The sequence below is a fragment of the Thiocystis violacea genome, assembly GCF_016583565.1.
Lineage (GTDB): Bacteria > Pseudomonadota > Gammaproteobacteria > Chromatiales > Chromatiaceae > Thiorhodococcus > Thiorhodococcus violaceus_A.
The window spans coordinates 1-13,945 of sequence record NZ_NRRF01000038.1; the positions used below are offsets into that span (position 1 = coordinate 1).

Consider the following 13,945-nt stretch of genomic DNA (forward strand, 5'->3'; position numbering starts at 1 on the left):
CCCTCACCACCCGCTCCCCGTCGCCGCGACGAGCTGGCCCGCGCCCTCCGAAGGGCCTGCACTCGCGGACGACGATCAGGCGCGACTGGCCCGCTATTTCGCGGCGCGCCATGCGAGCTCGACCTTGCGTGCCTATCGCACGGACTGGACCGCGTTCAATGCCTGGTGTGAGACCAAGGGTTTGCCTGCCCTGCCCGCCGCCGCTGAAACCATCGCGGCCTTTCTGGCGGCGCAGGCCGAGGCCGGGCGGAAGATCAGTACGCTGCGCCGACGGCTGGCCGCGATTCGCCTGGCACACCGGCTCTGCGGCCACGCGTCGATGACTCACTCCGAGCTGGTCCGCGGGACCCTGCGCGGCATCGCCCGCACGCATGGCTCGGCGCCTGATCAGAAGGCGCCGGCGCTGGCCGAGCAACTGCGGGCGATGGTCGACGCGCTCGATCAGTCGCGGCGCCAGGGTCTGCGCGACCGCGCACTGCTGACCCTGGGCTTCGCGGGAGCCTTCCGCCGCTCGGAGCTGGTCGCCTTGAGGGTCGAGGATTTGGAGGAGACGTCCGAGGGGCTGCGGGTCCACATTCGCCAGTCGAAGACGGATGCCGAAGGCTTGGGAGAGGTCGTCCCGGTCATCCGCGGCGATCTCTATTGCCCGGTGCGCGCGGTGCGCGAGTGGCTGCGGGCTGCTGGAATCACCGAGGGTTGGGTGTTTCGACGCATGTATCGAGGAGACGCGGTCGGCGAGCACGCGCTCACCGCGCACAGCGTGGCCGCCATCGTCAAGCGCAGCGCGCTCGCCGTCGGGCTCGACCCCGACCAGTACGCCGGGCACAGCCTTCGCTCCGGGTTCATGACCTCCGCCGCGCTCTCGAAGGCGAGCCTCTTCAAGCTGATGGAGGTCTCGCGGCACAAAGACCCCAAGACCGTCATGATCTATGTGCGCCGCAGTCGCGAGTTCGAGGATCACGCGGGCGAAGGGCTCTTGTAGTCAGGCCCGCCAGGCTCCCCTGTGCGATCAGCGCCGCTTCATGGTTCAATCACTCCAGCGGCTTGAAAATGACTCGGCATCCCTGCGCGGAGGCGAAACCGCTTTCATCCGTGTTCCCGCCGACAGGGTCGAGACCTGAGAATTATCCGTTGCCTCGATCAGAGACCAAGACCTTCCCCGCGATTTCGGGTAAAACGATGCTATCGAATGCCCATTCCTCTTGCCGGGCTGCCAAGTGCCCCAGGTCCATCCGCATACGACCATGAGCCCAGAGACCAAAACCGAGATTCTCTTCAAGCTCTCCCTGACGATCGGCGACACCATCGAACTCGTACCGATGCTCAACCGCTTCTTGGCGGAGATGCTCGAGCACCTGGAAGGGGTTGGCGCCGCCATTCTCCAGCTGCACCAGCCGGATCCGAAACCTGCTGGTGCGACGCCCGCGGTTTGCATGCTGCCGGAAACCCTGCCGCGAGAGCCCTCTTACAGCGACTTCTGGGAGGATTGGGCACCGACCTCCCTCGATCAGGCCTTGGCCGAGCTGCCGGACGGCAGCCCCCTCGTCTCCCTCAAGGGCGACTGTGCCCTGCACGCCTTTCGTCTACCGGGCTTCGGCGTCCTCATCTTCCTCCGTGATGCATCGGTCGGGGTGCTGTCCACCGACCTGCAGCGTGCCCTCGCCCCCTTGTTGCAGAAACTGGCGAACGCCGCGCGGGCCTGTCTGCTGGAGGCTCGGCTCAATGACCAGACCCAGCGGCTGCAGCTGGCCACGGACTCCGCCGGAATCGGCATCTGGGAGTGGGATCCGCTCTCCGACCGCTTGGATTGGGACGCGCAAACCCAGAGGCTCTGCGGCCTCGAGTCCGATGCGCCCGAGTCCGGTGGGTTCAGGGGCCGTCTCGACGACTGGATCCACTGCATGCATCCCAGCGATCAACCCGTGGCGCGCGCCCTGGTCGAGGACAGCCTAAGGGACAAGGACCACTTCGCGCTGGAGTACCGGGTGGTCTGTCCGGGTGGCGAGGAGCGCTATCTGCGCACTCAAGCCATGCGCGCGCGCACTCCGGCGGGCGAGCCTCCGCGCCTCATCGGCGCCACCCGAGACATCACGCCCGCCAGGCATCTGGAGAACCTGCTGCGCGAGTCGCGCGATCTCGCGCAGTCGGCGAATCAGGCCAATAGCCACTTCATCGCCAACATGGCCCATGAGATCCGCACGCCGCTCAATGGCATCCTGGGTCTCACCGAGCTGGTTCTGGATGCCGATCTCAGCGCGGTTCAGCGCGACTATGTCGATCTCATCCGTTACTCGGCCGACGCCCTGCTGAACATCCTCAACGACATCCTGGACCTGGCGAAGATGGACGCGGGTCGCATGCAGATCGAGGCAATCCCCTTCAACCTCTCGGTCATGATCACCGAGATGCTCAAGTCCCTCGTCAGCACCGCCGACAAGAAGGGACTGACCTTCGTCTTCGATCAGCTCGGAGACCTGCCGCCCGAGAGCCTCGGCGACCCGGGCCGCATCCGCCAGATGCTCGTCAACATCTGCTACAACGCGATCAAGTTCACCGACAAGGGCGAGATCCGTTTCCAGGTGCACGCCTGTCCGGACGAGAACCCGGATCGGGATCTCATCCAAATCTCGATCAGCGATACCGGCATCGGCATCCGCCCGGAGAAGCTGGAGGAGATCTTCACCGCCTTCACCCAGGGCAACGCCACCGTTACGCGCCAGTTCGGCGGCACCGGACTGGGTCTCAGCATCAGCGCGCGACTTGCCCGGTTGATGGGCGGGCGCATCTGGGTCGAGAGTGAGGAAGGCGTCGGCAGCACCTTCTTCCTCGCCCTCCCCCTCGCCCGCACCGTCTCGCCCGAGGCACCCGTGCTTCCCATGCAGCACTGGCCCGACAAGCGCGTGCTCATCGCGGACGACCACCCCGTCAATCGCCGGACCCTGGCCTATTGGTTCAAGCAATGGGGATTCGCCGTTCAGGAAGCCGGCACAGGGCTGCAGGCCCTTGCGATGACGCGGGAGAACCGTGCCAAGGGCATCCAGGTGGACGTCTACCTCTTCGACTCCGCCCTACCCGAGCTCGACGGTTTCGGATTCGCCCAGTCGCTGAAGGACGCCGGTCTCGCCGAGCATAGCCACATGATCATGGTCTCCTCCGTGGGCAGACGCGGCGATGCCCAACGCTGCCGCGAGCTTGGCATCAGCGCCTTCCTCACCAAGCCGGTAACCCCCCTCGAGCTCAGAGAGACCCTGACGCATGTCCTGAACGCCCCCGAGCCCAAGGCCAGCGCGCCGCTGCTGACGCGCCACCACCTCATCGAGCACCGCCAGCGACTGCGTATTCTCCTGGTCGACGACAACAAGGTCAGCCAGAAACTCGCGGGCAGTCTGCTCAGGGAGTGGGGACACGAGGTCAGCATCGCCAGCGACGGTCGAGCGGCCGTCGATCTCTTCCGCGCGCAGAGGTTTCACCTGATCTTCATGGACCTCTACATGCCTGGCATGGACGGCATCGCCGCCACGCGCGCCATCCGCGAGCTGGAGCAAGCCACCGCGCGCACACCCATCATCGCCATGATGGTGAACGCCCTGGAGAGCGACGCCGAGCGCTGCCGCGACGCGGGCATGGACGAGCACATCACCAAGCCATTGCAGCCGGCGGTTCTGGAGGAGATCGTCCTGCGCTTCGCCAGGGGTTTCTGACCGCACGCGGGCACTCGGGGATCCGCGCCAGCCTGGCCAGCCCCAGCCGCTCGCCCGGTCGCATCCGAACCCGCTGGCATCCGCGACGGCCCTTCATCGATACAGGAGCATCCGCATGAAGAGCAGCATGACGATCGCCATCCTCGCCGCCGCGACAATCGCGGCAGGCTGCACCCAGGAAACGCAGAACAAGATCGGCCGATCGCTGCAGAACTGGACGGGGGCCGACGGCGTGCTGGAGGTCTACGCCGGCGAGAAGCTGGCGCGCAAGTTCATCAAGATCGATAAACTCACCACCGCTGGCGCGACCCAGAGTTCGGGATCACGCCCCTATCGCTTCGGCTACGGCGTGCTCGACATCAATCAGAACGGCGTTCAGGATAACGGCGAGAAGAAGGTCTACTTCGAGATCAGCGACTACTCGACGAACTACGTCTTCTACGGCGATCCAGGGAGCTGAGCGAGCACAACCGGACCACAGGTATCTGTACGATGGATGACACCCTCAAGCGATTGCTCGACGCCGAGATGCGGGCCGAACGCCTGGCCAAACAGGCTGAGGACGCGCAGGACCAGATCATCAAGCAGGCCGTCGCCGACGCCAAGGCGGACAACGACCGCTTCACCACCCGCATACCGGACCTGCATCGGGCCGTCATCGCCAAGGCGGAGGAGCGCGCCGAGCAGAACATCGCGGAGCTGCGCCGACGCTATGACGAACGCCATGTCCACCTCCGCGACCAGGCCGAGCAACGCGAGGACGAGGCGCTGGAGGCCGCCTTCCAGATCCTGATCGCCCCGGATCAGTGACCGCCAGCCGGATGCCGAGAGTGGCCGATCTCAACCAAGCCCGCGAGGACTGCCGCGCATGCGTCATGTCGCCGACCAAGCCTATCTGAACACCCTGGTCTCGGCGATGTCGACGCGGTTGTTCGATGCCACGCTCATCGCCGGCCTCTCGCAGCGCTCGCTGTCCTCCCTGTCGGACGCCTTCGGACTGGCCGCGCTGCTCGATGAGCAACCCTCGAACGCGGCCAGGAGCCGCGCCATCGAGCAGAGCATCGTCAACGTGCTGCTGACCGAGCTGCGGATCCTGATTCGGCCGATGAATGCCGAGGAGCAGGGCCTGGTGCTGGACTGGGGCCGCAAGTACGGACTCTACAACCTCAAGACCCTGATCCGCGGCAAGCTCTACGATCTGGATCCGAACGAGATCCGCGCGAATCTCTTCGATCTGCCGAGCGACATCCACGACTCCGACCAGGCGCTGCTGCGCGCCGAGAACGTGCTGGAGCTGCTGCGCCAGCTCGAGGCCGGCCCGCACCGGCAGATCGCCCGCCAGGCGCGCGAGGCCTATGAGCAGCAACGCGACCCCTTCGCGCTCGAGGCGGCGGTGGATCAACGCTACTACGTCGGCCTGGTTCGCCGCATCATGGCCTTCAGCGACCACCAGCTGGTCTCGCTACGGCGGCTGCTGGGCGCCGAGCTGGATCGGGTCACCCTGCTCTGGCTGCTGCGCTTCCGCTTCTCCTATCAGCTCTCGCCATCCGAGACCTATTATTGGCTGGTGCCCTCCATGCGACTGCTGACCCGCGAGCGCCTGCTGCGCCTGGTCAATCTGGAGACCTTCGAGCAGGTGCTGCAGGCGCTGCCGCCGCCGCTGGACGCCCTGCTGGCGGAGAGCAAGAGCATTGCCGACGTCCAGCAACGCATCGGCCGCTACACCCTCACCGAGATGCGCTGGGTGCTGGCGCGCAGCCAATCGGGCGTGGCGCGCGCACTGGCCTATCTGATGCTGCGGGAGACCGACCTGATGTTGCTGTTCGCGGCCGTCCAGGGGCGTCTGCTGGGCTTTCCGGACGAAACCATCCAGGTCGCGCTGGATCTGATCGAGCCGACCTGCGCGCACCCGCCGAGACGCCTGAGCGCATCCGCCACGGCCATGCGCGCAACCTGAACACAGCCTTCGGAGAACCCCTGATGCTGAGGCCGATGCCCATGAAGCACGTCCGCCTCCTGGCCCTGACGGAGGCGTTGCCGCGGGCGTCGCTGGCCTTGGCCGAGACCGAGAGCTTCCATCCGGACGAGCGTGCACCGCTCGAGTCCCAGCTCGCCGCCCTGCCCGGCCACGCCTATCGCGAGCTCTACAGCCAGGCCCACACCCGGCTGGACAAGATCGCGCGGCTCATTGCGGTCGATCCGCCCGACGGGATCGGGCAGGTGCGCGTCGTCGATGTCGACGAGCTGCGCGCCCTCGACGACTGGCTCGGCACGCTCTGGGGAGAGGCGTCCAGCTACGAAGAAGACTTCCGCCGCCTGGACGACGCCGAGCGTCTGGTCAAGGAGCAGCAGGCCGCGCTACAGAATTTCGCGGATCTGGACATCGACCTGGGCATGCTGCGCACCAAGACGCGCTTCCTGGATATCTACATCGGCCTGGTCCCGCGGGAGAATCTGCGCCAGCTCGATGGCGCCGTGGGTCTGGCGAATCACATCCTCCACGTCTACACGCAGCGCGGCGACAACGCGCACGTCGTCATCGTCGGCCCGACCGGGGCGAAGGAGAATACCCTCGGCGCGGTGCTCGCCGCGGCGGGTTTTCAGTCCCTGCCGATCCCAGAGGGGCTGGACCGCGAACCGGCCGAGCTGCAGCGCGATCTGGACGCCCAGCGCAAGACCATCGCCGAGCAGCGTCAGACCCTGCGGGAAACGCTCGACGACTGGGCCGCGCCCTACCGGACTCGACTCGTCGAGGCCCGCCACACGCTGATGCTCGCCGAGCCCTTGGTCACGCTGGATCCCTCGCTGCGCAGCGCGGGCCACCTCGCGCACCTGGCCGGCTGGGTGCCCGCGCGCGCGGTCGATCAGCTGCGCCAGCGACTGAGCGAAACGCTCGACGGCGCTTTCGACCTGAGGGTGCGCAATCCACTCCCGGAGGAGCGTCATCTGGTCCCGACCGTGCCGGTCAAGAGCCGACTGCTGGCGCCCTTCGCCATGCTGGTCAACCAATACGGCATCCCGGCCTATGGCGAGGTCGACCCAACGCCGCTCTTCGCCCTGACCTTCCTGCTCATGTTCGGCAGCATGTTCGGGGACGTCGGGCAGGGCGCCGTCATCGCCATGGCCGCCTGGTGGTTGCGCGGCAAGCTGAAAGGCTTCTGGCCGTTCGGGGTCATGGCCGGTCTGTCGTCCATCGGCTTCGGCGTCCTCTATGGCAGCGTCTTCGGCTACGAGCACCTGCTGCCCGCACTCTGGATGAGCCCTCTCAGCGACCCGCTCCTGATGCTGAGCATCGCCCTCGGCTGGGGCGTCGTCTTCCTGGCGGTCGCCTGCCTGCTGGCCATCTACAACCGCCTGGTCGTGAGCAACTGGACGGGGGCTCTGTTCGGGCACCACGGCATCGTCAATCTCATCTTCTACCTGGCGCTCATCGGCGGGAGCTGGCAGCTCGGACATGGCGAAAACCTCGGTCTCCTGCCGAGCGTTCTCATCGTCCTCGCGCTCGGCGCCCTGGCCGTCTACAGCTGGAGGCAGCAACAGGCCCCGGTCGGCGAGAAGATCCTGGTCGTCTTCATCGAGACGCTGGAGACCATCATCGGCTACGTCTCCAACACCCTCTCCTTCCTGCGGGTCGCGGCCTTCAGCCTCAATCATGTCGCCCTGTCGATCGCCGTCTTCACCCTCGCCGACATGATGGGCGCCTTCGGGCACGTCCTGACCGTCATCCTGGGCAACATTTTCGTGCTCGTGCTGGAGGGCGGCATCGTCATGATCCAGGTCATGCGCCTGCAGTATTACGAAGGCTTCTCGCGCTATTTCTCGGGTGACGGGCATGCCTTCGCGCCCATTCGTTTCGGGCGCGGTCCGTCATGAGCGCTCACTCACGCGCGCACCTCGCCACCATCACCCCCCAAACCCACTAGGAGCACACCATGTACTGGCTCGTTGCACTCATGTCCGTCGCCATTCTCGGCCTGATCGCCGGGGGGATCGCCCTTGAGTGGCGCCCCAGCCTGTCGCGGCGCATCCGCCCCTGGTTCAAGTCGGCGATGGGCTCGCAGCTGCTGGTCTTCGTCGCGGCCCAAGTCGCGCTTCTGGCGCTCGGTGTCCACGACGCCATGGCCGAGACCGGCGCCAGCGCCGCGGGCACCGCCGAGATGACGGTCGGCATGGGGCTGGCCATGATCGGCGTCGGCATCCCGACCGGCCTTTCCACCATTGGTGCCGGCATCGCCGTCGGCCCTATCGGCGCGGCCTCGCTCGCCGCCATCACCGAGAAGCCGGAGAACCTGGGCCGCACCCTCATCTATCTGGGCCTCGCCGAGGGCATCGCCATCTACGGCCTGGTCATCTCCATCCTCCTGCTGAACAAGCTATGACGCGGCGACCCCGCGACCGCGCGATACGGGGAGCGCGCTGACGATGGATCAACGACAGGATCAGGCCCAGCCGACCCGCATGCTCTTTCTCGGTGACGATCAGCTGGCGGACGGCTTTCGGCTGATCGGCTTCGAGACCCACCCGAGCCCCAGCATCGAGGAGGTCGAGCAGGTCTTGCGCGACCTCCTGCGGCAGCGCGAGAAGGCCTTCGTCATCGTCGATGACGCGCTGATGGGCGCGAACATCCCGAGCCTGCGGCGGGTGCTCGACGAGGGCGGGCGCATCGTCGTCATCGCGGTGCCCACTCTGAGCGCGCAGCCCAAGCTGGCGAGCGATGTGGCGCAACGGCTCTCGGCCCTCTTCGGGGCCGCCACGCTCGAACCCGGCCAACCCAAGGAGCGATAGCGACCATGAATCAGGTAGACGAGCTGGAACGCGCCATCCTCGCTCGCGCGGAGCAACTGGCCAGCGAATACCACGAGCGCGCCAACCGCACGCGCGACAGCATCCTGCGCGAGGCCGCCGAGCGGCTGCGGCTGCGCGAGGCGCGCGAAGACAGCATCGCCAAGTCGCTCGGCGAGCGCACCTTCCGCCAGCGCGTGCAGGCCAGCGAGCTGAAGATGCAGACCCAGCTCGACCGCGTGCGTTGGAACCTGGTCCAGGGTGTCGAGCGGCGTCTCGTCGAGCGGATGCGGGCATTCATGGCGGATGCCCAGACTTACGGCACCTGGCTGGAGCGCCTCATCCTGGGCGCCGCCGAGCTGATCGAGGCGGACGAGCTGCGCATCAATGCCAACATGCAGGATCAACATGAACTCTACACGCGCTGGGATCTCGTGATCCAAGAGGCCCCGGCCAGCAAGACGCTGCGGCTCGCCCCCAAGAACGAGGCCATCGAGACCCTGGGCGGCGTGCTCATCACCAGCGCGGACACGCGCATCCGCGTGGATCACACCTTCGAGGGGCGGCTCGAGCGTCTGCGGCCACGGATCCAGCAGATCATCCTCGAGCGCCTCCTGCCGGGCGGATTCGACACCGGCAACATCTTTATCGGATGAGAACATGACCGACACCAACAAGACTGGCGTCATCCGCGACATCAACGGCCCGATCGTCACCATCGACCTGCCCGGCGTGCGCAGCGGCGAGCAGGTCAAGATCGGCGACCTGGGGCTCTTCGGCGAGGTCATTTCACTGCGCGGTCGAGAAGCCGTGGTCCAGACCTACGAATCCACCGACGGCGTTCGACCCGGCGAGCCCGCCGTGGGTGTCGGCTGGCCCCTCTCGGTCGAGCTAGGCCCGGGTCTCATGGGCGGCATCTTCGACGGCGTGCAGCGACCGCTCGCGAAGATCGCGCTGGAGTCTGGGGACTACATCCGCCGCGGCATCAGCGTCGCGGCCCTCGACCGCGGCAAACTCTGGGAATTCGAGCCCGGCAAGGCGCTGGAGCCGGGCGTCAAGATTGGCCCAGGCAGCGTGCTCGGCACCGTGCAGGAGACCCAGACCATCCAGCACCGCATCCTGGTGCCGCCGGGCGTCGAGGGTGAGCTGGAGGAGATCGCCCCGGCCGGCGACTACGACATCGAGTCGACCGTCGCCCGCGTGCGCGACGCCAAGGGCGTCATCCATCGCCTGAGCATGTATCACCGCTGGCCGGTGCGTAAGCCGCGCCCCTACCTGAAACGCGACGACGGCATCTCCCCGCTCATCACGGGCCAGCGCGTCATCGACACCTTCTTTCCCCAGCTCAAGGGCGGCAAGGGCGCCGTGCCTGGCCCCTTCGGCGCGGGCAAGACCGTGGTGCAGCAGCAGATCGCCCGCTGGTCGAACGCGGACATCGTCATCTACGTCGGCTGCGGCGAGCGCGGCAACGAGCTGGTCGACGTGCTCGAGACCTTCCCCGAGCTGGACGACCCCTACTCCGGGCGCAAGCTCATGGAGCGCACCCTGCTGGTCGCCAACACCTCCAATATGCCGGTGGTGGCGCGCGAGGCATCCATCTACGTCGGCGTCACCATGGCCGAGTACTACCGCGACATGGGCTATGACGTCGTCATGCTCGCCGACTCCACCAGCCGCTGGGCCGAGGCGCTGCGCGAGGTCTCCGGGCGGCTCGGCCAGATGCCGGTCGAGGAAGGCTACCCCGCCTATCTCGCCTCCCGCCTGGCCGCCGTCTACGAGCGCGCCGGCCGGGTCGAGACCTTCGACGCCGGCTCCGGCTCCGTCACCCTCATCGGCGCCGTCTCCCCGCCGGGCGGCGATTTCTCCGAGCCCGTGACCAGTCACACCAAGGACATCATCGAGACCTTCTGGGCGCTCTCCAAGGAGCTGGCCGATGCCCGTCACTATCCGTCCATCGACTGGGTCACCAGCTTCTCCGGTCACGTCCAGACCGCCGCCCAGTGGTGGCACAAAGAGGTGGATCCAAACTGGGAGAAACGCCGCGCCACCGCCCTCGCCCTCCTCGCCCGCGACGCCGAGCTGCTGCGCATCGTCAACCTGGTCGGCCCCGAGGCCCTCTCCAGCGCCCAGCGCTGGGAGCTGGAAGGCGCCGCGCTCATCAAGGAGGGTGTGCTCCAGCAAAGCGCCCTCGACGACATCGACACCTTCTGCTCGCCCGCCAAGCAGTTCGCCCTGCTCGATCTCGCCATCAGCATCTACAACCAGGGCGAAGCGCTCATCAAGCTGGGTGTGCCGGTGACCGAGCTACAGAACCTGCCGCTGCTCGCCAAGATGCGGCGGATCAAATCGATCTATTCGAGTGAGCAACTGGATCAGATCGAGGCCTTTCGACGGGAGGTGGATCAGGCCATGGAGGCGATTCGGATCGAATATGCGAAACAGGCGGACGTGGCTGCGGGGTCTTAGGAGCCATCCATCCATTGCCTCGCGCCTTTCCGGTCACGAAGCTCCAGCTTCGTGACCAGGCTCAAGTCAGAAGGACAGACCCGATGCCAGACCCAAACGACCATCCCTCCCCAGCACGCAAACCCCGTTGGCGTCGCTGGGCGCTCGATCTCGCCTTGATCGCGCTCATCGTCGGCGGCGTGCAGTGGTGGAAGGCGCGACCGCTCGTCAGCGGCGAGGCACCACCCTTGGCCGGCGTTAGCCTGAGTGGCGCCGCCGTGGCTCTCGGGGACTACCGCGGTCAGCCCGTGCTGGTCCATTTCTGGGCGAGCTGGTGCCCCGTGTGCACGCTCATGGACGGCGCGATCGACGCCATCGCCAAGGACCATCCGGTGATCACGGTCGCCCTGCAATCCGGCAGCCCGGGGGAGCTGCGCGACGTCATGCGCGCGGCCGGACAGGACTTTCCGGTCCTCCCGGACCCCGACGGCGAGATCGCACGCCGCTGGGGTGTCGCCGGGGTGCCCACGACCTTCGTCCTGGACGCCGCCGGCCAGATCCGCTACTCCACGGTCGGGGCCAGCTCCGGGCCAGGGTTGAGGGCGCGGCTATGGATGGCCGATCAGGCCGAACCGGCGTCTCCCACTACAAAAAATGCCCACTGAAGACAGCGCGATCGACATTCAATGTATGCTGATCGAAAGGCGTTTTCTGTTCCTGCTCGCGAAAAGACACCCATCCTATTGATTGTTATCGCGATGTGCCCTCGGTGAAATTCCGGCACGCCCCTTGATAGACATTAGATGCCAATCCAAATCAAAACGGGAGCATCCGATGTCATTCTTCAAGCGCGTCACACTTGCCGTCTCCACCCAGCTGGATCGCATGGTCGGTGAGATCGAGAACCACGACGCCGTCGTCGAGGCCGGTATCCGCGAGAGCCGGCGCCTCTATGCCAAGGCCAAGGTCCGGCACGCCCGCATGCGGCAGGACGGGGATCGACTCAGGCGCAAGCTCGATGCGCTGCGGGCCGACGAGCAGGCCTGGCGCGAGCGGGCGCTGAGCTGTGAACCCACGGCCGACGGGGAGGACAAGGCGCTCATGTGCCTGAGCCGCGCCAAGCGAGCGGCGAGCCAGGCCGAATCCCTGGCGGAGAGCTACCGGCGGCATGTCGAGGTGGAGAGCCACCTCGGCGGCGAGATCGACGGTCTGCGCCAGCGTGTCGAAACCCTGGAGCACCGTCGTCAGCTCATGCGCAGCCGCGAGGCGACGGCGGACGCGGCCTCGCGGATCCGCGAGACCGACACCGGCGCCCTCTTCGATCTGGACGACACCTTCGAGCGCTGGGAGATTCGCCTGACCGAGGCCGAGCTGACGACCGACACCCTCTGCGACAGCGATCCCTTCGCGTCCGAATTCGTCGCCGCCGAGGAGCGCGCCGCGCTCAAGGCCGAGCTCGAGGCACTCAAGCGCAACCGCGAAGGCCGCTCGGGAGGTGTCCAATGAAACACCAAGCCATTGTCGAACAGCTGGACTTCAGCATCGATCCCGCGGCACTCGACTTCACGACCGACTCCGCGAACGCATCGGACAGCCAGCCGCGGACACCCATGAGTCCGTCCAGCCCTTCCAACCCTTCCAGCCGCACGACCCTGAGTCTGTCGCTCGTGCTGCGCGGGCTCGGCGGCCTGGTGATCGTCGCGGCCTTCGTCATGTACCTCTTCCAGGGCTGGCGCGAAGGTGACGACCTCACCCGCTGCCTGCTGCTGCTCGGCCACACCGCCATCCTGACCCTCGCCGGACTCGCCAGCGGCAACCTGCTGCACGAGGCGAAGGGCGCCCGGCTCTTCATCGCACTGGCGCTGGCCGCCGTCCCGGTCAATTTCGCCTTCCTCGGCGGCCTGACCTACGACCATCTGACCTGGGATCTGCCCTCCGGCATGGGTGCCGCGACCTCCTTCTGGACCGCGAGTAGCGGCAGCATGGCGGCCGGCTCGGCGCTCCTGGTCGCCGCCGCCAGCGTGCTGGGACTGGCGCTGGCGGTCTGGTTGGGCTTCCGCATCATGGCGAGGCGCTCGGTCTGGCCGCTCACCGGCCTCTACCTGCTCGCCAACAGCGCGCTGCTGATCCCGACGCGCGATGACGCGGCCATCTCCGCCATCCTGCTCGGGCTGGGCGCCGTCATCGCTGCGCTGACGCTGCCCCTGCGCCGGCGCGATACCGCGCTCGCGACGCCCGAGGGGATCTTCGCCCGCGCCGTGCTGCTGGTACCCCTGCTCGTCCTGGGCGGGCGCAGTCTCTGGCTCTATGCGCCCGATGCGCTCTTCTTCACCACACTGAGCCTGATCGCCTATCTCGCGCTGCGTCTGGCCATCCTGGCAAGCGCGGGCGACAGCGGCTGGCGCAGCGCACTGGAGATGCTCGCCATCCTGGTCGCGGCCATCAGCACCTTCCTCGCCTTCACCAGCGTGATCGACGCGCGGGTCATCCCGAAGATCGTCCAGGTCCCCCTGACCGCGGCCGTCTTCGCCGCGTTGCTGGTCGATCTCTCGACGCTCGGCAGCCGCTGGCGCACGCAGTATCGTGGCGCGGCCGCCATGGTCGCGACCCTCGCCATGCTGCTGAACCTGGCGGCCTTCGGGGGCTTCGGCAACGCCCTGGCCGGCCTCGTCATCGGCATCGCCACCCTCGCCTACGGTTACACGGCGCGAGCCCGCTTCGTCTTTGCCATGGGCCTGATCACGGCGCTGAGCGGACTCGGCTTCGCCGCCCAGGACGCCCTCTCGACCTTCACCATCGGCGGCTGGAGCGCCCTGGTGCTGCTCGGGATCGCGACCATCGTCGCCGGCTCGGTCGTCGAGCGCCATGGGGCGCGCCTCAAGGCCCGCCTCGCCCAGTGGCACCAGCACTTCGATCGCGAAGGCTGAGTGCGAGGCCGCTCGGGCCTCCCGGCTCGCCCGAGCGGTATCGGATTCGCTATACCCCGCGCTCGACTGCCCACCAAGAGCCCGATCGCA

At 67.0% G+C, this 13,945-nt stretch carries 13 protein-coding genes; all 13 read left to right on the top strand.

Annotated features, from left to right (window positions below):
* On the top strand, nucleotides 1–982 hold a 982-nt coding region (locus CKO23_RS15110; protein WP_200332655.1), incomplete at its 5' end, for a tyrosine-type recombinase/integrase.
* 262 nt (nucleotides 983–1,244) lie between these two features.
* Entirely contained in the window at nucleotides 1,245–3,701 is a 2,457-nt protein-coding gene (locus CKO23_RS15115) for a hybrid sensor histidine kinase/response regulator (RefSeq protein ID WP_200332656.1), read from the top strand.
* 115 nt (nucleotides 3,702–3,816) lie between these two features.
* Nucleotides 3,817–4,161: a hypothetical protein gene (locus tag CKO23_RS15120; protein WP_200332657.1), complete on the top strand. Its 345-nt coding sequence runs from the start codon at nucleotides 3,817–3,819 to the stop codon at nucleotides 4,159–4,161.
* Nucleotides 4,162–4,193: 32 nt separating this feature from the next.
* Nucleotides 4,194–4,511 carry an ATPase gene (locus tag CKO23_RS15125; RefSeq protein ID WP_200332658.1) on the top strand — a complete coding sequence of 106 codons (318 nt, stop codon included), beginning with the start codon at nucleotides 4,194–4,196 and terminating at the stop codon, nucleotides 4,509–4,511.
* A gap of 58 nt (nucleotides 4,512–4,569) precedes the next feature.
* Entirely contained in the window at nucleotides 4,570–5,658 is a 1,089-nt protein-coding gene (locus tag CKO23_RS15130) for a V0D/AC39 family V-type ATPase subunit (RefSeq protein WP_200332659.1), read from the top strand.
* A 41-nt stretch (nucleotides 5,659–5,699) separates the two neighbouring features.
* Entirely contained in the window at nucleotides 5,700–7,574 is a 1,875-nt protein-coding gene (locus CKO23_RS15135) for a V-type ATP synthase subunit I (protein WP_242482465.1), read from the top strand.
* Between the two features lie 59 nt (nucleotides 7,575–7,633).
* On the top strand, nucleotides 7,634–8,080 hold the full coding sequence (locus CKO23_RS15140) for an ATP synthase subunit C (protein WP_200332661.1): 447 nt from the start codon (nucleotides 7,634–7,636) through the stop codon (nucleotides 8,078–8,080).
* Nucleotides 8,081–8,123: 43 nt separating this feature from the next.
* Complete coding sequence (locus CKO23_RS15145) at nucleotides 8,124–8,486, top strand: V-type ATP synthase subunit F (protein WP_200332662.1); 363 nt, start codon at nucleotides 8,124–8,126, stop codon at nucleotides 8,484–8,486.
* A 5-nt stretch (nucleotides 8,487–8,491) separates the two neighbouring features.
* Nucleotides 8,492–9,139: a V-type ATP synthase subunit E gene (locus CKO23_RS15150; RefSeq protein ID WP_200332663.1), complete on the top strand. Its 648-nt coding sequence runs from the start codon at nucleotides 8,492–8,494 to the stop codon at nucleotides 9,137–9,139.
* 4 nt (nucleotides 9,140–9,143) lie between these two features.
* Nucleotides 9,144–10,949 (top strand): V-type ATP synthase subunit A, encoded by a 1,806-nt coding sequence (locus CKO23_RS15155; protein ID WP_200332664.1) that lies wholly within the window; start codon nucleotides 9,144–9,146, stop codon nucleotides 10,947–10,949.
* Nucleotides 10,950–11,032: 83 nt separating this feature from the next.
* Nucleotides 11,033–11,593 carry a protein disulfide oxidoreductase gene (locus tag CKO23_RS15160; protein WP_200332665.1) on the top strand — a complete coding sequence of 187 codons (561 nt, stop codon included), beginning with the start codon at nucleotides 11,033–11,035 and terminating at the stop codon, nucleotides 11,591–11,593.
* A 169-nt stretch (nucleotides 11,594–11,762) separates the two neighbouring features.
* Nucleotides 11,763–12,434, top strand: coding sequence for a PspA/IM30 family protein (locus tag CKO23_RS15165; RefSeq protein ID WP_200332666.1), 672 nt, complete (start codon nucleotides 11,763–11,765; stop codon nucleotides 12,432–12,434).
* Nucleotides 12,431–13,855: a hypothetical protein gene (locus tag CKO23_RS15170; protein ID WP_200332667.1), complete on the top strand. Its 1,425-nt coding sequence runs from the start codon at nucleotides 12,431–12,433 to the stop codon at nucleotides 13,853–13,855. Before CKO23_RS15165 ends, CKO23_RS15170 begins: the two co-directional genes overlap by 4 nt.
* Nucleotides 13,856–13,945 lie beyond the last annotated feature (90 nt).